We start from the raw sequence: 19070 nt of genomic DNA, 5'->3' as shown, positions 1-19070 counted from the left end.
CGAACAGCGTTACCGCCCCCGCACTTTTGTGAGGCGCAAGTGGGTCGAAAATACCCACCAAGGTGCAAAACCGTCACCCTGAAAGGCCCGTTCTAGAGCCTCCCGTCAGAACAATCAATTCTGTTGATTATTACCATTGCGTTTATGAACTTTTATATCGACTTATCGAGAGTAGCATTGCCCTCGTACCCACTTTATCGCCCTCCCAAGGAGCAACCCATCATGAAACGCCAATTACTGCTCAGCCTTACCCTGTCGATGCTAGCCAGCACTGCTTTCGCCCTGCCCGCTGCCGAACAGGCGACTCCACAAGTCAAAACCAGCTACTCCGTGTTCAGCCAGACCGTTGCTGCTGACGGTTCCGACCGCACGCCACAAGGCCAGACCCTGGCTGAAGATGGCTACGACAAAACTCCACAAGGCCAGGCGCTCGCCGAAAACGGTCGCAACCGCCTCGAACAAAAAGGCCTGGTTGAAGACGGTTACGACAAAACCCCACAAGGCCAGGCGCTCGCCGAAGGTGGTGGTGACCGTGTGATCGAACGCAACGCCGCTTTAAGCTAAGCCCGTGGTGGCCTGGAAAAAAAGCCCAATTCCCCGATTGGGCTTTTGACTTTTCAGCCACAGCGTTAAAGAAGTCGCGATTTCCCTCCGTTGCATCCCCGCTGCCGTTCGACGCCGATAAAGCCGATTTGCTAGAGTGCGGCGCTTGTCCTGCCAAAGAACACGTCCTGCGATGCTGCCCCGCGCCGAACAGAAACAACAGACCCGCAACGCCCTGATGGACGCTGCCCGCCACTTGATGGAAAGCGGCCGAGGATTCGGCAGCCTGAGCCTGCGCGAAGTGACGAAAACCGCCGGAATCGTGCCCACCGGTTTCTATCGGCATTTTGCCGATATGGACGAATTGGGCTTGGTGCTGGTGAGTGAAGTCGGCCAGACCTTCCGCGAGACCATCCGCTTGGTGCGCCACAACGAATTCGTCATGGGCGGCATTATCGATGCGTCGGTGCGCATCTTTCTTGATGTGGTCAGCGCCAACCGTTCGCAATTTCTGTTTCTGGCCCGTGAGCAGTACGGCGGCTCGCAACCGGTGCGACAGGCGATTGGCCGCTTGCGCGAAAACATCAGCGCAGACCTGGCGGCTGACCTTGGGCTGATGCCCAAGCTTCAGCACCTGGACGCAGCCGGCCTGAGCGTGATGGCCGACCTGATCGTCAAATCCGTTTTCGCCACCCTGCCGGACATCATCGACCCGCCCGCCGAAGCCTTGCCGGAGCATCTGACGCCTCAGGCGAAGATCACCCAGCAATTGCGCTTCATCTTTATCGGTCTCAAGCACTGGCAAGGGCTGGGCAGTACCGAATAACCCTCCTCCCTCCAAATAGTCATACATCTCCTGTGGGAGGGGGCTTGCTCCCGAATGCAGTGTGCCCGTCGAAACATGCCTGCCTGACACACCGCTTTCGGGAGCAAGCCCCCTCCCACAATTGGATCAGCGTCTCGGCCTCCATTTGGTGCATGTAAAAATCTTCATGCACCAAAACCTCTCAAATTCCCGCAACATCTTGAAACATCCACTACGCTCCGACAGGGATTTCCTACATCTCGTCCGATTGGCAAGCCCCTTGCTCTAACCTGAGTATTGTCCACTGCTGGAAGCTTTCCGATGCTGGTGATTCATCGCAGAATCGACCCTCAACCCCTCTGGGCCGCCGAGTTGCACCTGACCTTCGAAGCACGGAGCAAAAGCCGTTTGCGCTGTTTCAGTGCCGAAGGTGAAGACGTCGGGTTGTTTTTGGAGCGCGGTCAGGCACCGCTGTATGACGGCGAATGCCTACAGGCTGAAGACGGACGCATCGTTCGAGTTTGCGCCCGCCCCGAACAACTGCTGCACGTCACCTGCGCCAATGCCTTTGAACTGACCCGCGCCGCTTACCACTTGGGCAATCGCCACGTTGCCCTGCAAGTCGGCGATGGCTGGCTGCGTTTGCTCGACGATTACGTGCTCAAGGCGATGCTCGAGCAACTCGGCGCGCAGGTCGAAGCCATTGAAGCGCCGTTCCAGCCGGAGCACGGTGCCTACGGCGGCGGCCATCACCATTCGCGGCACGGCGACGAAGACTTCAACTACGCGCCCAAACTCCACCAGTTCGGCGTGCGTCTGTGAATCCGGCCTGGGCGCTGTTGCGCCTGGCCAGTCCGCAATTGCCGATTGGCGGCTACAGCTATTCGCAAGGCCTGGAAATGGCGGTGGATAACGGCCGGGTCAACAACCCGGACAGCGCTCGCCGCTGGATCAGTGATCAGTTGCTGCTCAACCTCGCCCGATTCGAAGCGCCGCTGCTGCTCGCCCATTGTCAGGCCGCGGCGGATGAAAACTGGGGCGAACTGCTGCAGATCTGCGAAACCCACCGCGCCAGCCGTGAGACCCGCGAGTTGCATCTGGAGAGCCGGCAGATGGGTTACTCGTTGCAGCAACTGCTCAACGGCTTGCCGGAACTGGACGCACCCGCACGCGATTTTCTTGAGCAGTGCACCGAACCGCATCTGGCCCTCGGCTGGGCGCTGGCCGCCCGTGCCTGGGGCATCAGCCCGCAGGACGCCCTCGCCGCGTGGCTGTGGAGCTGGCTGGAAAACCAGCTGGCCGTTCTGATGAAAACCCTGCCGCTGGGCCAGCAAGCCGCCCAGCGCCTGACCAGCGAACTGCTGCCGCTGCTGCAACAGGCACAGCAGGACGCCACCCGAATCAACCCCGAACACATCGGCAGCGCCGCGTTCGGTCTGTCCCTGGCGTGCATGGCCCATGAGCGCCAGTACAGCCGCCTGTTCCGTTCCTAGGGCCCGTTATTTTGGAGAAGCATATGAACACACAACCTCTGCGCGTCGGCATCGGCGGCCCGGTCGGTTCCGGCAAAACCGCATTGACCCTGGCCCTGTGTCTGGCACTGCGCGAGCGCTACAACCTCGCCGTGGTCACCAATGACATCTATACCCGCGAAGACGCCGATTTTCTGGTGCGCAATGAAGCCCTGGCACCGGAGCGGATCATCGGCGTGGAAACCGGTGGCTGCCCGCACACGGCGATCCGCGAGGACGCCTCGATCAACCTCGAAGCGGTCGATCAACTGAACCGACGCTTCCCGGGGCTGGATCTGATTCTGGTGGAGTCCGGCGGCGACAACCTCTCGGCGACGTTCAGCCCGGAACTGTCCGACCTGACGATCTACGTGATCGATGTTTCGGCCGGCGACAAGCTGCCACGCAAGGGCGGGCCGGGTATTTGCAAGTCCGACCTGCTGGTGATCAACAAGATCGATCTCGCCCCGCTGGTCGGCGCCTCGCTGGACATGATGGACAGCGACACAAAACGCATGCGCAACGGCAAGCCGTTTGTGTTCAGCAACCAGAAAACCGGTCAGGGCCTGGAAGCGATCATCGCCTTCATTGAACGCCAGGGCCTGCTGACCGCAGCCTGATTCACTTATCAACAAGGAAGCTTATCCATGACATTCAAACGTATTCTGGGCGCCCTGGCGCTGCTGCTGACCCCGGCGCTGGCCTTTGCTCACCCAGGGCATGGCGACAGTGGCTTGATCGCGGGTATCAGCCATCCGATGGGCGGCCTCGATCATTTGCTGGCGATGATTGCCGTCGGTTTGTGGGCGGCTCAGCAGCAAGGCGCGGCGCGTTGGGCGCTGCCGTGCACCTTCGTCGGCACCATGTTGATCGGCGGCATGCTCGGTTTTGAAGGGCTGGAGTTGCCGGCACTGGAAAGCGGGATTGCGGCGTCGGTGCTGGCGCTGGGCCTGGCGGTTGCGCTGGCGGTGCGTCCGCCATTGGTGATGGCGGTGGCGGCGACGGCGTTGTTTGCGCTGTTCCATGGTGTCGCGCATGGCCTGGAGTTGCCGGACATGTCGAGTCCCTGGGCGTATGCGACGGGATTTGTGGCGGCGACCGCTGCGCTGCATGCCGCTGGTTATGCGGTGGTTCGTTTTCTGCCTCAGGCTGCTGCGCCGCTGGTGCGCCTGGCGGGTGCTGCTTCGGCGGTGACGGGTGCGTGGTTGCTGGCCGGTTGATTTCTATCGCCTGAGCAGGCCCCTTCGCGAGCAAGCCCACAGGTTTTGTGTTTACCCTAAATCCATGGTGGGAGCGGGCTTGCTCGCGAAGACGGCCGATCAGACACCGCATCGCTCCCCCCATGCTGTCTGCTACCATGTCGCGCAATCGCCCCAGCCGTGACGACGTCCGCCCATGCCCCTCGCTTCCCGCTCCAAGTCCCTGCCTGAATTGACCGCCCTGTTCAGCGACGTGCAACAGCATTTCGTCAACGTGATCGTGCCCCTCTGGCAAGGCCCGGGCTGGAACGCCGACATGGCGCTGCCTTACGAGGCGCTGGACGCCGCACATCAGCCGCTGCCACCGCAACGCTATCGGGCGATGGCCTGCGCGCGGCAGTTGTATCTGTTTTCCAGCCTGATCGGGGTTGTGGATAACGCCGAAGATCGCGCGGCCGCGCTGTTTCGCTCGCTGCAACGACACTTCCACGATGGCGAACATGGCGGCTGGTTCTACAGCATTGATCCACAGGGCAAACCGCTGGATCAGCGCAAGGATCTCTATACCCACGCCTTTATCCTGTTCGCCTGCGCACATTACTGGGACAAGTCCCGTGAGCCGCTGGTGGAGTCGACGCTCAATGCCGCACTGGAAATCATCGGCCGCCGTTTTGCGACCGGTGACGGCTTGTACGAAGCGTGCCTTGAGCGCGACTGGATCACCCTGCAAACCGGCCCGTTGCAGAACCCGCTGATGCACTTGGCCGAAGCCTTTCTCGCGACCTTGTCAGTGCGTGAAGACGCGGCAACGCAACAAGCGCTCGTTGAGTTATGCACAGCCATGCACAAGCGGTTCATCGATCCACAACATGGCGTGTTGATGGAGAAACCGCTCGGGGCTGTGGATAACTGGTACGAGCCGGGGCACCAGTTCGAGTGGTACTTCCTGCTGCAGTCCTCAGCGCTGTTGCGTGGCTCGAAACTGCATTCAGCACTGGACAAGGCGTTCGCGTTTACCGAGCAATTCGGTGTGCAGCAGCCCTGCGGCGCCGTGCGGGCGATGCTTGATCTGGAACTGGACGGACGCCCGAAAGATTCGACTCAACGGATCTGGGCGCAGGCCGAGTATCTGCGGGCGCTGACCTTACGCCCCGACAGCGAGGTTGTGGTGCTGCATCAATTGCAGGCATTGCAACAGCGCTTCCTGCATGCCGGTGGCTGGCATGAGTGCCGCGATGAACAAGGTGACGTCAGCCGCAAGGACATGCCTTCGACGACGCCCTATCACCTTGCGACCTGCTACAGCGGACTGGCGGCCTATCTTCGTTGATGGGCTGCCTGTGACCTGTGCCAAGCGTGCTCGCTCGGCACAGGCTGCTGGCTCTAAACCTTGTTGCGCTCGATGGCAAAACCCGCCCAGGTCTGGCTCACCGGCATCAGCTCAAGGCTGTTGATGTTGATGTGCGCCGGCGCATTCATGACCCAGAAAATCGTCTCGGCGATGTCCTGCGGCTGGATCGGCTCGGCACCGGCGTAGGTCGCGTTGTAACGCTCCTGATCGCCGGCAAAACGCACCAGCGAAAACTCGCTTTCACACAGCCCCGGCTCAATGTTGCTGACCCGCACACCCGTGCCCTGCAAGTCGCAACGCAGGTTCAGCGAGAACTGCTTAACGAACGCCTTGGTCGCGCCGTACACATGGCTGCCCGGATACGGATAGTTGCCGGCGATAGAACCAAGATTGACGATGCCAGCGCCACGACCGTGGGCGATCAGGCGCGGCAGCAGCAAACGCGTGGCGTACATCAGGCCTTTGACGTTGGTGTCGACCATCGTGTCCCAGTCATCCAGATCGCATTTCGGCGCAGGGTCGACGCCCAGCGCCAGACCGGCGTTGTTGATCAGGCCACGCAGCTTGGCGAACGATGGCGGCAGGTTGGCAATCGCCGCCTCCATCGCCTTGCGATCACGCACATCGAGCACCAGGCCATGCACTTCGGTTTGCCTGGACAGTTCGGCGCACAGGGCATTGAGGCGTTCTTCACGACGGCCGGTCAGCACCAGTTTCCAGCCAGCCTCGGCAAAACGGCGGGCACAGGCTTCACCAAAACCGGACGTCGCGCCAGTGATAAACAGGGTGTTGGACATCGTGTTCTCCTTGCTTCGGCCGCCAAGGCAGCCCTTGAAATAGAAAATCAGGTGGCAGCATGCCCGGCCTCGCAATCACGAGCAACACTCGCGAACTGTGCAAAAAACAACCAGCAGCGCCAACGCTATAGCGAACGTGGCTTGTAGCCATGTGCACGCACCTTATCCACAGGCCCTTCCACAGTTTCCGGGGGCAAGTGGAAACGCGTAAAGCCTCGCCACACAAGGCTTTGCGGGACGAATAGAAAGTTTTTTGCTTGACCCTGAAGCGGCAGATGTGCGGGACATGGCATTTTGCACGACCGAGCAGTCACCGCGATGATTGCGCGAAGCCAGTCATTACGCCGCTTAGCGGAGTCTTTCCAGAGTTTAATCACAGACTTATCCACAGCCTGACCAACCTCGGGTCGACGGCAATACACGCCCCATAAAAAGGTTGACAACGGCGTCTGTCACTCACGCAAAAAAGCCTGATCAAAAAACAATCACACGCCTGAAAGCCACGGTTTCAAAGGCTCGCAGCCAGCTACTACCACGTTATTCACAGCCGGCTCCACAGCAAACGGGGACAAGTCAAAACTGTGGAAAAACAGCCAATTGCAGCGTCTATATGTCGCGCTTTGGCAGGTTGGGGAATTTGTTTTCCACAATTCTGGAACTTGCGCATATCAACTGCGGGAGCGAGCTTGCGCCCACAAGGGGCTGTGGTGGTTCGAGGAATGAAAAAGCCCCGGGACTTGCGTCGCCGGGGCTGTGTGTATCTGGGGATAACTCAGTGCCCGCCCAGATAGGCGTTACGCACCTCCTCGTTCACCAGCAACTCTTTCCCCGTACCCGTGAGGCGAATCTCGCCGTTGACCATCACATACGCCCGATCCGACAGCTTCAGCGCATGGTTGGCGTTCTGCTCGACGAGGAAAATGGTCATGCCGGTTTTCGCCAGCTCGCGCAGAGTGGCGAAAATCTGCTTCACCACAATCGGCGCCAGGCCCAGGCTCGGCTCATCGAGCAGCAACAACTTCGGCCGGCTCATCAACGCGCGGGCGATGGCGAGCATCTGCTGTTCGCCGCCAGACATGGTCATCGCTCGCTGATTGCGCCGTTCTTCAAGCCGTGGAAACAGCGTGAACATGCGCTGCATATCCTCTTTGGCGTGTTTGTCGCCAATCGGGATGGTGCCCATCAACAGGTTTTCCTCGACGGTCATGTCGGGGAACACCCGTCGTCCTTCTGGCGACTGCGCGATGCCGTTGGAGGCGATGTAGTGCGAAGACTTGTGGGTAATGTCGACGCCTTGATAGAGGATCTGCCCGCTCGCCGCTCGCGGCTGGCCGAAGATCGACATCAGCAACGTCGACTTGCCCGCGCCGTTGGAGCCAATCAGGCTGACGGTTTCGCCTTCATTGATCTGCAGCGAAACACCCTTGAGTGCCTGGATCGGACCGTAGAACACGTCGAGGTCTTTGAGTTCGAGGATCGGTTGAGTCATACCAGCTCCTCTTCGTCGGCGCCCAGATAGGCGGCAATCACTTTTGGATCGTTACGGATGGCTTCGGGCCCGCCCTCGGCGATAACGATACCGTGGTCCAGCACCACAATGTGGTCGGAAATGCTCATGACCATGCCCATGTCGTGTTCGATCAGCACCACGGTCAGATCGTGCTCGTCGCGCAGCAGCCGGATCATCGCGCTCAGCGCTTCGGTTTCCTGAGGGTTGAGGCCGGCGGCAGGTTCGTCGAGACAGATGATCTGCGGCCGTGTGCACATGGCCCGGGCGATCTCCAGTCGGCGTTGCTGGCCGTAGGAGAGCTCACCGGCCAGACGGTTGGCGCAGTCCACCAGATCGACCACTTCCAGCCAATAGAACGCACAATCGAGCGCGTCGCTTTCGGATTTGCGATAGCCCTTGGTGTTGAGGATGCCGGCCAGCATGTTGCGGTTGACCCACATGTGCTGGGCCACCAGCAGGTTTTCCAGTACCGACATTTCCTTGAACAGGCGAATGTTCTGGAACGTGCGGGCCAGGCCTGCGCGGTTCACCAGATGGGTGCCACCGAACATCTTGTAGTACAGACGGCTGAGGAAGCTTTTCGGCGAAACGAAATCGGTCGGTTTGAACGACTCGCCCAGCAATTGAATGACGTTGGTCTTCTGGCCGCGCACATTGAGTTCGATCTTGCCACCGGAGGCTTTGTAGAACCCGGTCAGGCAGTTGAACACCGTGGTCTTGCCGGCGCCATTGGGGCCGATCAGCGCGAAGATCGAATTGCGTTTGACCTTCAGGCTGACATCGCTCAACGCCTTGATGCCACCAAAATGCATCATCAGTTTTTCAACAGAGAGTACGACTTCACTCATGGCGCAGTCCTCTCGTAGTGAATGGCACCTTTGCGTGGAGTGACCCCGGAACGGCTGATGCGGATCAGCCCTCGTGGTCGCCAGATCATCATCAACACCATCAGGATGCCGAACAGCAGCACGCGATATTCGGCGAAGCCGCGCAGCAGTTCCGGGGCCACCGTGAGCACGAACGCCGCAATCACCACACCGATGGTCGAGCCCATGCCGCCGAGCACGACAATGGCCAGGATCAGCGCCGACTCGAAGAAGGTAAACGAGGTCGGGTTGACGAAACCTTGGTAGGTCGCGAAAAACACACCGGCCAGACCGGCCGTCGACGCACCGATGGTGAACGCCGACAGTTTGACCAGTACGTGGTTCAGGCCCATCGCACGGCAAGCGATTTCATCTTCACGCAAAGCTTCCCAGGCGCGGCCGACCGGCATCTTCACCAGACGATGCTTGATGTACAGCACGGCCAGCACCACCAGGAACAACACCGCGTAAATGAAGTAATACTTCACGTCAGAGTTGTAGGCGATGCCGAAGAACTCGTGAAACGGTATCCCACCCTCCTTCGCCCGTTTGCCGAACTCCAGACCGAAAAAGGTCGGCAGCGGTGCCGACATGCCATTCGGGCCGCCCGTCAGGGACAACCAGTTGTTGAGGATCAGACGAATGATTTCACCGAAGCCCAGGGTCACGATTGCCAGATAGTCGCCATGCAGGCGCAAGACCGGGAAACCGAGGATACAGCCGGCAAGGCCAGCCGTGATCGCCGCCAGCGGCAGCACGGTCCAGAAGCCCAGACCGAGATACTGGTAACCCAGCGCCAGCCCGTAGGCACCGATGGCGTAGAACGCCACGTAACCCAGATCGAGCAAACCGGCCAGGCCCACCACGATGTTCAGGCCCAAGCCCAGCAACACGTAAATCAACCCGAGGATGACCACGCCAAGCAGGTAGGAGTTAGAGAAGAACGGCACGGCCACGGCCAGCAGAATCAGTAACGGGATGATCCAGCGCAGGCTTGATTTGTGATCGGCTGGCAGCACATGCACGCCGGAACTGGTGCTCTCGAATCCGTCGAGAATCTTCAGCCCCTTGGGCGTTTGCAGGAACAGGCTGAGGGCAAATCGGCCAACCATGACGATGGCGATAATCCACGCCACACGGGTCGATTCGAGGTTGAAACTGTAGCCGTCGAGTACGACGCCGACAATCGGGCCAAACACGACCAAGGCAATGAGGCCGGCAAGAATCGACTCAACCAGGCTTTTTTTGATATCGATGTTTTTTTGAGTGGTTGAAGACATCGCTTACACCTTCGACACAAGAGGACGGCCCAACAGGCCCTGCGGCCGGAAGACCAGAACAAGTACGAGCAGCGAGAAGCTGAACACGTCTTTGTAGTCGGAGTTGACCAGGCCGGAGAACAGCGACTCGGAGATCCCGAGGATGATCCCGCCGAGCATCGCACCGGGCAATGAACCGATCCCGCCAAGCACCGCGGCGGTGAACGCCTTGATGCCGATGATGAAACCGGCATAGAAGTCGAACGTGCCGTAGTTCATGGTGATCAGTACGCCCGCCAGCGCCGCCATGGCCGCACCGATGATGAACACGTAGGAAATCACCCGGTCGGTGTTGATCCCCAGGATCGAAGCCATCTTGCGGTCTTGTTGGGTCGCGCGGCACATACGACCGAGTTTGGTGTACTTGATCACGTAGGTCAGCAGGCCCATGCCCACGAACGCCGCGACCAGAATGAAGATCTTGGTGTAAGTCAGTTGCACGAAGCCGGTGCCGATGTCGACACGCAAGGCACCGGTCAGCAGGGTCGGCACGCCTTGTTGCTTCGCGCCTTGGGCGATCTGTGCATAGTTTTGCAGGATCAGGGAAATACCGATGGCGCTGATCAGCGGTGCCAGTCGGGTGGAGTTACGCAGGGGTTTGTAGGCTACACGCTCGATGACCCAGCCATAGACCGCCGTGACGACGATGGTGAAGATCAGCGTGCCGAGCATCAGCAGTGGGAAGGATTCGATACCGAAGTAAGCCAGCAGAGCCAGACTGATTGCCGCCAGGTAAGCGGAAATCATGTAAACCTCGCCGTGGGCGAAGTTGATCATGCCAATGATGCCGTAGACCATTGTGTAGCCGATGGCGATCAGGCCATAGACCGACCCGAGGGTCAGGCCGTTGACCAGTTGCTGCAGGAAAATACCATCCATAACGCAATCTCACGCAGTGAGAACCTGCACACCTGAGGCGTGCGGCTCTTCTAGGGAAAATACAGATTTACGTCGGAGCAATGTCAGAGCGCGATTTACCTATCGCCACCGCCTCCTGTGGGAGCGGGCTTGCCCGCTCCCACAGGGGTTTATGGCGTTCAGGTGATCGCGTCAGCCCTTACTTCTGTTTTTCCAGCTGGTGGTATTTGCCGTCCTTGTCCCATTCGTAAACCACGTAGTCGGAGACTTTCAGGTCGCCCTTGGCGTCCCAGGATTTCTCGCCCATGACGGTCTTGACCGGGTTTTTCTTCAGCCATACAGCCGCTTTTTCGCCGTCGTTGGACTTGGCGCCGTTGAAGGCTGCAGCCAGGGCTTGTACAGAGGCGTAAGCGTAGAGGGTGTAGCCTTCAGGCTCGGTGCCGGCCTTGCGGAACGCATCGACGACCGCCTTGCTGTCTGGCAGCAGACGCGGGTCGGCGCCGAAAGTCATCAGGACGCCATCGACGAATTGCGGGCCACCGGCGGTGGTCACCAGTTCGTCGGTCACAATGCCGTCGTCGGACATGAACTTGACGTCTTTCAAGCCCTGTTCACGCAGTTGGCGAACCAGAGGACCGGCTTCCGGGTGCAGACCACCGAAATAGACGACGTCGGCGCCAGCGCCACGGATTTTGGTCACGATGGTGCTGAAGTCTTTTTCGCCCCGGGTCAGGCCCTCGTAAAGAACCGGAGTCACGCCGCGCTTGATCAGCTGAGCCTTGGTGGCGTCAGCCAGACCTTGGCCGTAGGTGTCCTTGTCGTGCAGAACAACAACTTTTTTGCCCTTGAGCACGTCGACAATGTAGTCGCCGGCGACGATGCCCTGCTGGTCGTCACGTCCGCACATACGGAACATGGCGCTCAGGCCGCGCTCGGTCACTTGCGGGTTGGTGGAGCCCGGGGTGATCGCAATAATGCCGGCTTCGTCGTAGATTTCCGACGCTGGAATGGTCGAAGAGGAGCAGAAGTGACCGACCACGCCGGCGACTTTCTGGTTGGTGAGGTCCTTGGCGACCGTCACAGCCTGCTTCGGTTCGCAGGCGTCATCGCCCTTGACCAGAACGATTTTCTCCCCGTTGACGCCACCGGCCGCGTTGACCGCATCGGCTGCCGCCTGGGCGCCCTTCATGTACTGCTCGCCAAATGCCGCGTTGGCGCCCGTCATTGGACCCGCTACGCCGATTTTGATGTCAGCCTGAGCAAACGCAGAAACACCCAACGCAGTAGCCACTGCGAGGGCCAGAAAGCCTTTCTTGTAAAACGTCTGGGACATGAGGTGGTGCTCCAAGGTTTTTTTTAGTTGGCACTGCGACTTCATTTCACTGAATGCTCAGAGCAAGGGCCGTGCCATCGGTTTTTTATTCTTCAAAAAGTCGCTGCTTTCTTGTTATTTCGACTGTTTCGTTCCCATTTTCATTGGGCGTGCAACCGTCTAAACCGCGGAAGGTGAAACCTTTTAAAATTTCAGGCGCAACCCGCGTGCGCCATCATTGCAACCGCGGCACCAAACGACGTGCAACCAGCCTGTAACCGCTCGCGTCACCGAACTGCACACTGCTGGTGCGGGACTGCTACAACCCGCACCATTACAGGCTAGTCGCTACGCGCAAAAGCGCCGCGTTACGCAACATCTTTCAACATTCAAATGACAATGCGCAGGCACTGGCCCGCGTGATACAGCGAGAATCCGGCCTCGTACAGGCAACTACGCAACCCCGCGCCAGACAGGGGCTGCATCGGTGCAAAGGGAATCGGCAGGGCTTGAGGATTACCGTTACACAGATAGTCGGCGAAGGCTTTGCCGACCACCGTGCCCGTGGTCACACCCCGGCCGTTGTAACCGGTGACTGCCACCAGTCCCGGTGCCGGCTCGAACAGACGCATCAAGTGATCGGGCGTAAAAGCGATGCGCCCGGTCCAGGTGCACTCCCACTCGACCGGCTTCAGATTGGGGAAGTAATGCTGCTGCACCCGGTCGGCCCAGGCCTTGAGGAACCAGGTCGGTTTCTGATTGCCATTACCGAGACTGCCAAGCAATAACCGCCCGTCTTTGTCGCGGCGGATGCTGCTGAGCACTTGCCGGGTATCCCACGAGCCCTGCCCGCCCGGAAGGATCTGCTGTGCGGCGTCTTCGCTCAAAGGCACCGAGGCAACCTGATAGTAAAAACCGGGAAAGAAATTGCGCTTGAGCTCGGTCCAGTCGCCTTCGGTGTAGGCGTTGGAGGCGATGACAACCTGCTCGGCCAGCACCGAACCCTGTTCGGTCTGTACCGACCATTTCGGGCCTACACGCTCGAGACGAGTGACCGGGGAGTGATCGAACATCTGCCCGCCGAGCCCCATCACCGCATTCGCCAGCCCGGTGACATAGGCCATCGGATTAAGCGTCCCCGCGCGACGGTCGAGCAACGCAGCAGCAATTTTCTGTGTGCCGGTGGCTTGCTCGCAAGCCTTGCCGGTCAACAGTTCGACGGGGGCACCCCGGCGCTTCCACTGTTGCTCACGACTGCGCAGATCCGCCTCCCCCTTGGCGTTGTGGGCCATGTGCAGGGTGCCTTCGCGGCGCAACTGGCAATCGATGTTGTACTTATCCACAAGGCTGAACACCAGCGCCGGCGCCGCACCGAGCATGCGGTTTAGCTGGCTGCCAACGGCTTCGCCGAACCCGGCTTCGATCTCGTCCGGCGGGATCCACATACCGGCGTTGACCAATCCGACGTTGCGACCGGAACCGCCGTGACCGGCGCGATGGGCTTCCAGCACGCAAACGCTCTTGCCTTTCTCCAACAGATGCAGCGCCGCCGACAACCCGGTAAACCCGGCACCGATCACGCAGACATCGACGTTGACCTCACCCTTGAGCGCGGTGTTATCGGGCCTTTGCGGCGTGAGTTTTTCCCACAGACATTCTTCGCGTAACGGCATTGCCAGACTCCAACAGAAACCTAACAAACACACTGTTCAACAATGTGGGAGCGGGCTTGCTCGCGAAAGCGGTATATCAGACAACGTCTAAGTCGACTGACCCGACACCTTCGCGAGCAAGCCCGCTCCCACAAGGGGTTATCCATCTGACTGAAGGTATCAGTCGAAGGTGATGCCCTGCGCCAACGGCAATTCCAGCGAGTAGTTCACGGTATTAGTCTGACGACGCATGTAGGCGCGCCACGCATCCGAGCCCGACTCACGACCACCGCCGGTCTCTTTCTCGCCACCAAACGCGCCGCCGATTTCCGCGCCGCTGGGGCCGATGTTGACGTTGGCGATGCCGCAGTCACTGCCGACTGCCGACATGAACTGCTCGGCCTCACGCACGTCCGTGGTGAAAATGCACGACGACAGACCTTGTGGCACCGCGTTGTTCAAACGCAGCGCTTCCTGGAAATCGCTGTAGCCAACCACATACAAGATCGGCGCGAAGGTTTCGCTGCACACCACATCACTCTGCTCCGGCATTTCAACGATGGCCGGCGAAACGTAGTAGGCGTTGGGGAATTGATCCTCCAGTTGACGCTTGCCGCCAAACACGCGACCGCCCTCGCTCAATGCCTGCTCCAGCGCATCCTGCATGTTCTCGAAACTGTGCTTGTCGATCAGCGGGCCCACCAGATTGCCTTCCAGCGGATGACCGATGCGCACTTTGGCGTAAGCCGCCTTGAGGCGGGTGACGATTTCTTCTTTGACCGATTCGTGGGCGATCAAGCGACGCAGCGTGGTGCAACGCTGACCGGCAGTGCCGACCGCGCTGAACAGAATCGCGCGCACCGCCATGTCCAGATCAGCGCTTGGGCCGAGGATCATCGCGTTGTTGCCGCCCAGCTCAAGGATGCTGCGGGCGAATCGTGCAGCGACTTTCGGCGCCACTTCGCGGCCCATGCGCGTGCTACCGGTGGCGCTGATCAGCGCCACACGCGGGTCGTCGACAAGGGCTTCACCGGCGTCACGGCCACCGATGATCACCTGGCAGAGGTTCGCCGGGGCGTCAGTGAAATTCTTCACCACGCGATCAAACAGGGCCTGGCACGCCAGTGCCGTCAGCGGGGTTTTCTCCGACGGTTTCCACACCACCGGGTTACCGCAAACCAGCGCCAGCGTGGTGTTCCACGCCCACACCGCGACCGGGAAGTTGAACGCACTGATCACCCCGACCACGCCCAGCGGATGCCAGGTTTCACGCATGTGGTGGCCCGGGCGCTCGGAAGCAATGGTCAAACCGTATAACTGGCGCGACAGACCGACGGCGAAGTCGCAGATGTCGATCATCTCCTGCACTTCACCCAGGCCTTCCTGAGTAATCTTGCCGGCTTCCCACGACACCAGTTCGCCGAGATCGGTTTTGTATTCACGCAGCACTTCGCCGAATTGACGCACCAGTTCCCCGCGACGCGGCGCCGGCACCTTGCGCCACGCCTCGAACGCATGATCTGCGCGACTGATGTGCTGCTCGACTTCAGCCGCGCCTTCCCAGTTCACGGCGGCAATCCGGCTGCCGTCGATCGGCGAATGCACCGGCACTTTGCCGTTCTGATAAAGGGCCGGGTTTACACCAAGACGATCAAGCAATGCGGCAACCATGGGTCACTCCTCAAGCAAAAAACTGAATGTGTGCGGCCGCTTTTTCACGACCGGGCAGGCCTTTAGTTGTAGCGTCCCAACGGCAAGGCAACAAACGACCTTTACGCGAGATATCATTCCGTTTATTCATGCTGAGCATAGAAAGACAAGAAAAGGATCCGCCATGCTGAACAAACGCCACTTGCCATCGATCACCGCGTTGCAGTGCTTCGAGGCCGTGACCCGGCACTTGAGTTTCACCCGCGCCGCCGAGGAGCTGAACCTGACGCAGAGCGCTGTCAGCAAACAGGTCGCGCAGCTTGAGGAATTGTTGCAGCACTTGTTGTTTCGTCGCGTGCGTCGCCGTTTGCAGATGACGCCCGCCGGGGATTTGTACTTGGTCGAAGTCAGAAAAATCCTCACACAGGTAGAGATGTCGACCCATTACCTGCGCTCCTACGGCGGTGAGACCGAAGTCCTGCGCGTCTCGACGCCATCGACCTTCGGCGCTCGCTGGCTGGTGCCGCGCCTGAAGGGCTGGCGTTTGCGCCATCCGTCGATTCATCTGGATCTGTGCAACGAGCAGGAAGCCGATGATTTGCTGCAAGGGCGCAGTGATCTGGCGTTCTATTTCGGCCAGAGTTCGCGGCCCGGCACTGAATCCCTGAAGCTGTTCGGCGAAGAGCTTGTGCCGGTCTGCGCGCCGGGCAGCCTGCCGCAAACACCGTTCACTGACCCGACGCAACTCACCGATCTGGTGCTGCTGCAAAATGCGTCGCGCCCACAGGCCTGGCACGACTGGTTCGACAATCAGGGTTACCAGACCGAGCACAGCTACCACGGGCCGCGTTTCGAAACCTTTTATATGTGCATCCGCGCCGCACAAGTCGGCTGCGGTGTAGCGCTATTGCCGAGGTTTCTGGTGGAAGAGGAATTGGCCGACGGCAAACTGGTCATTCCCTGGCAGCATGCAATGCCCAGCACCGACGCCTATTACCTGGCCTACCCGGAACACTCGGCGGAAGTGCCCAAGGTGCGCGATTTTGTGAAGTGGATGCTGGAACAGATCGATAGCCCCTGATCCCATTCCCTGCGCCAGCTCCTACACGGACGGGGTCAGGCAATAACAAACAGACCGTCCACAACCTGAGCTTGAGCAAGGCGTGCGCGCAGATCGGCGTCGATAGCGCAATCATTGGCCTTGTACAACCTTACGCGCCGATAGGCATCGGCCCGATTGATTTCCTGCCCGAGATACTCCCAGACAACCCTTGAACATGAAGGAGCACGATGATCGGCTGCAGAAACCCCAAGCTTCAAACCATTGAGCCGAGTGATACAGCTTTTGAAACTTGGGATGAGGATGGTTTGGCTGATCTCGTTTGACGTCAGCGATTCATAATCGACGAAAAACAAGCGATCGCGCAGGTAATAGGCAACACCCAAATATCGATACGTCTCGAAATCATCGCCAACCCCGGCGATCTGTAAGCGCTCGTTTCGCTCATAGACAACGTCGTCACCCTCCTCCCGTACATGCACAAGCGAACACAGAATAGAGCCGGGCTCAGTCATTGCGTTGTAATACTCGTAGTAATAACCGCTGTGGGCTTTCAGCTCAGGTGAGGACTGTTCGCGCAGGTGTTCATGCATGATCCGTGATGCTCTCACCTCCCCCGAGGCCTGATTTTTATTGGCCCTAACGTCAATCAAGGCAACGAATTGCTCCGATGGCAGCGCTATTTCAAACGCTTCCACGCCAAAAAAGTCGCAGATTCGCTTGAGGTTGAAAGGTGTGGGGATGCTTTTCCCACACAGATACTTATTGAATTGCCCACGATTAATTCGAAGTTTCCTACAAACTTCCGCGACAGATCTGTAGTGACTACACAGCAGCCTCAAGTTAGCAGAAAAAAACTCGCACATAGACCGACTCAACAAAAATCAAGAGACAGCAACCATAGCAGCAACTCGCATCACATTTAAGCAACTTGCGAAATTGCATCAATTGAAATACGGCTGGATATTACGAGTCCTGAAAGGCTTCAGGACTGACAACACCATTAATTCGCCAGCACTCTAAATAGCAAGGAGCTTCGAATGCTAGACGTCATCAACGACTTTCTGTCGAGCAAGGTATTGATACCTTTGGTTCTTGGACTGGGAGTCTATTTCACTGTCCGCTCAGGATTTGTCCAGCTCAGATACTTCCCCCATATGTTCGGTATTTTGCGGGGCAGTTGGCATACCGACAGCCATCAATTGAGTTCATTTCAGGCGCTGACACTCAGCCTTGCCGGACGTGTCGGTACCGGCAATATCGTCGGGGTGGGGATTGCAGTGAGCATGGGTGGACCCGGTGCAGTGTTCTGGATGTGGATGACCGCTCTTCTGGGCATGTCGAGCAGCTTCTTCGAATGCACGTTGGGACAACTCTATAAACGTAGCGATGGCAAAGGCCTGTATCGAGGTGGGCCGTCCTGGTACATCCAGCACGGTCTGGACAAGCGCTGGCTCGGGTTGGTCGCGGCCGTGTTATTGCTGGTGACCTTTGGTTTTGCAATCAATGGTCTCGAGTCCCATGCCGTATCACACTCGCTAAAAAATGCGTTTGGCCTGCCGCCTATGTGGTCGGGGCTCGCAATTTCTTTCATGCTGGGAGCTGTCTTCGTAGGCGGGATAAAACGTATCGCGGCAGTAGCCGACCTTCTGGTTCCTATAAAGGTTCTCGCCTACGTCGGCGTAACAGCCTATGTGATCGTTCTGCAGTTCGATCAGGTTCCGGCAATGCTGATGACCATCATCAAAAGCGCATTCGGTCTGGATCAGGCGTTTGGTGGATTGGTGGGCAGCGCAATCATCATGGGTGTCAGACGCGGTGTTTTTTCCAACGAGGCAGGACTGGGCAGTGCTCCCAATGTCGCCTCAGTCGCGAAGATCGACCACCCGGTTGCACAAGGCGCGGTACAAGCACTGAGTGTGTTCATCGATACATTCGTAATCTGCACCTGTACTGCGCTCCTGATTTTGCTATCAGGGTTCTACACACCGGGATTTGAAGGTGACGGGATTGCTCTGGCACAAAACTCGCTGGCAGCCATCGTCGGGGAATGGGGACGGATGTTTATCAGCGTGGTGCTTGCCTTATTCGTATTCACGGCAATGCTTTACAACTATTACTTGGGAGAAAACAGCCTGCGGTTCATGTTGGATGAACCTCGAAAAATGCTGATTTTCTATCGTGTGCTTGTGTTGATATTGGTGTTCTGGGGCTCCGTCGAAGATCTGTCGACTGTTCTGGCTTTTGCAGACATCACCATGACGCTGCTGGCGCTTGTCAACCTGGTAGCCATGTTTCTGCTCTTCAACATCAGCATGCGTGTTCTGCGCGACTACGACGAACAACGCCGTGCTGGCATCAAGACGCCTGTGTTCGACCCAAGCAAATTCCTTGATCTGGATCTTGATCCTTTAGCGTGGCCGCCGCAGCACGACGGCTCAGGCACAATGATTCGTAGCGAACCCGCTCTTTCCTCAAGCGTAAGCAAACAGCCCATACAGGCTTAGACCGGGCAGGTGCAAAGCCATTAAAACAATTAATGGCTTTGCAGCAACTACACCAACACACTGCAAACATCATATCTAAAGAACTATAAACCCTTCGATCTGTCACGCCTAAAACAAACGGAAGGACTTT

General features: G+C 58.6%; 18 protein-coding genes. 9 read left to right on the top strand and 9 right to left on the bottom strand.

All coding sequences use genetic code 11. The features are described 5' to 3' along the window. The first annotated feature begins 222 nt into the window (after positions 1-222). From AACY18_RS07135 to AACY18_RS07105, 7 genes are all read left to right on the top strand, one after another. A complete protein-coding gene (locus AACY18_RS07135; protein ID WP_339431802.1) occupies positions 223-564 on the top strand; it encodes a hypothetical protein in 342 nt (113 codons plus the stop codon). A gap of 172 nt (positions 565-736) precedes the next feature. Beyond that, positions 737-1369 (top strand): TetR family transcriptional regulator, encoded by a 633-nt coding sequence (locus AACY18_RS07130; RefSeq protein ID WP_339431801.1) that lies wholly within the window; start codon positions 737-739, stop codon positions 1367-1369. Between the two features lie 300 nt (positions 1370-1669). Then, positions 1670-2170: an urease accessory protein UreE gene (ureE, locus tag AACY18_RS07125; RefSeq protein ID WP_339464596.1), complete on the top strand. Its 501-nt coding sequence runs from the start codon at positions 1670-1672 to the stop codon at positions 2168-2170. Then, positions 2167-2841, top strand: coding sequence for an urease accessory protein UreF (locus tag AACY18_RS07120; protein WP_339431799.1), 675 nt, complete (start codon positions 2167-2169; stop codon positions 2839-2841). The genes ureE and AACY18_RS07120 overlap by 4 nt, the downstream gene beginning before the upstream one ends. Before the next feature lie 23 nt (positions 2842-2864). Beyond that, on the top strand, positions 2865-3479 hold the full coding sequence (gene ureG / locus AACY18_RS07115) for an urease accessory protein UreG (RefSeq protein WP_339431798.1): 615 nt from the start codon (positions 2865-2867) through the stop codon (positions 3477-3479). 27 nt (positions 3480-3506) lie between these two features. Then, the gene (locus AACY18_RS07110) at positions 3507-4079 is read left to right on the top strand and encodes a HupE/UreJ family protein (protein ID WP_339431797.1); all 573 of its coding nucleotides are present in this window, start codon (positions 3507-3509) and stop codon (positions 4077-4079) included. A gap of 175 nt (positions 4080-4254) precedes the next feature. After that, entirely contained in the window at positions 4255-5388 is a 1134-nt protein-coding gene (locus AACY18_RS07105) for an AGE family epimerase/isomerase (protein WP_339464595.1), read from the top strand. Between the two features lie 53 nt (positions 5389-5441). Here the strand turns inward: AACY18_RS07105 and AACY18_RS07100 are convergent, their stop codons facing one another. The 8 genes from AACY18_RS07100 to amaB form a co-directional block, all read right to left on the bottom strand. Then, the gene (locus tag AACY18_RS07100; protein ID WP_339431795.1) at positions 5442-6206 is read right to left on the bottom strand and encodes an SDR family oxidoreductase; all 765 of its coding nucleotides are present in this window, start codon (positions 6204-6206) and stop codon (positions 5442-5444) included. A 772-nt stretch (positions 6207-6978) separates the two neighbouring features. Beyond that, on the bottom strand, positions 6979-7695 hold the full coding sequence (locus AACY18_RS07095; RefSeq protein WP_339431794.1) for an ABC transporter ATP-binding protein: 717 nt from the start codon (positions 7693-7695) through the stop codon (positions 6979-6981). After that, the gene (locus tag AACY18_RS07090; RefSeq protein ID WP_339431793.1) at positions 7692-8564 is read right to left on the bottom strand and encodes an ABC transporter ATP-binding protein; all 873 of its coding nucleotides are present in this window, start codon (positions 8562-8564) and stop codon (positions 7692-7694) included. Before AACY18_RS07090 ends, AACY18_RS07095 begins: the two co-directional genes overlap by 4 nt. After that, entirely contained in the window at positions 8561-9862 is a 1302-nt protein-coding gene (livM, locus tag AACY18_RS07085) for a high-affinity branched-chain amino acid ABC transporter permease LivM (RefSeq protein WP_339431792.1), read from the bottom strand. Before livM ends, AACY18_RS07090 begins: the two co-directional genes overlap by 4 nt. A gap of 3 nt (positions 9863-9865) precedes the next feature. After that, the gene (locus tag AACY18_RS07080; RefSeq protein ID WP_221733065.1) at positions 9866-10780 is read right to left on the bottom strand and encodes an ABC transporter permease subunit; all 915 of its coding nucleotides are present in this window, start codon (positions 10778-10780) and stop codon (positions 9866-9868) included. Between the two features lie 178 nt (positions 10781-10958). Continuing rightward, positions 10959-12092: an ABC transporter substrate-binding protein gene (locus AACY18_RS07075; RefSeq protein WP_221733066.1), complete on the bottom strand. Its 1134-nt coding sequence runs from the start codon at positions 12090-12092 to the stop codon at positions 10959-10961. Positions 12093-12460: 368 nt separating this feature from the next. Next, positions 12461-13744 (bottom strand): L-pipecolate oxidase, encoded by a 1284-nt coding sequence (amaA, locus tag AACY18_RS07070; RefSeq protein ID WP_339431791.1) that lies wholly within the window; start codon positions 13742-13744, stop codon positions 12461-12463. A gap of 159 nt (positions 13745-13903) precedes the next feature. Further along, a complete protein-coding gene (gene amaB, locus AACY18_RS07065) occupies positions 13904-15394 on the bottom strand; it encodes an L-piperidine-6-carboxylate dehydrogenase (protein WP_339431790.1) in 1491 nt (496 codons plus the stop codon). Between the two features lie 163 nt (positions 15395-15557). On the opposite strand from amaB, the gene AACY18_RS07060 reads away from it, so the two are divergent. Further along, positions 15558-16454, top strand: a complete 897-nt coding sequence (locus AACY18_RS07060; protein ID WP_339431789.1) for a LysR family transcriptional regulator — start codon at positions 15558-15560, stop codon at positions 16452-16454. 35 nt (positions 16455-16489) lie between these two features. Here AACY18_RS07060 and AACY18_RS07055 read toward each other — a convergent pair whose 3' ends face one another. Next, on the bottom strand, positions 16490-17299 hold the full coding sequence (locus AACY18_RS07055; protein WP_339431788.1) for a helix-turn-helix domain-containing protein: 810 nt from the start codon (positions 17297-17299) through the stop codon (positions 16490-16492). Positions 17300-17473: 174 nt separating this feature from the next. Here AACY18_RS07055 and AACY18_RS07050 point away from each other — a divergent pair, with 174 nt between their 5' ends. Continuing rightward, positions 17474-18940, top strand: a complete 1467-nt coding sequence (locus AACY18_RS07050) for an alanine/glycine:cation symporter family protein (protein ID WP_339464594.1) — start codon at positions 17474-17476, stop codon at positions 18938-18940. Positions 18941-19070: the final 130 nt, after the last annotated feature.

The sequence above is a fragment of the Pseudomonas sp. EA_65y_Pfl2_P74 genome, from assembly GCF_963970575.1.
In the GTDB taxonomy this organism is placed as follows: Bacteria; Pseudomonadota; Gammaproteobacteria; order Pseudomonadales; family Pseudomonadaceae; genus Aquipseudomonas; species Aquipseudomonas baetica_A.
The sequence above is the reverse complement of the archived record's forward strand: the minus strand, read 5'-3'. Positions and strand labels throughout refer to the sequence as shown.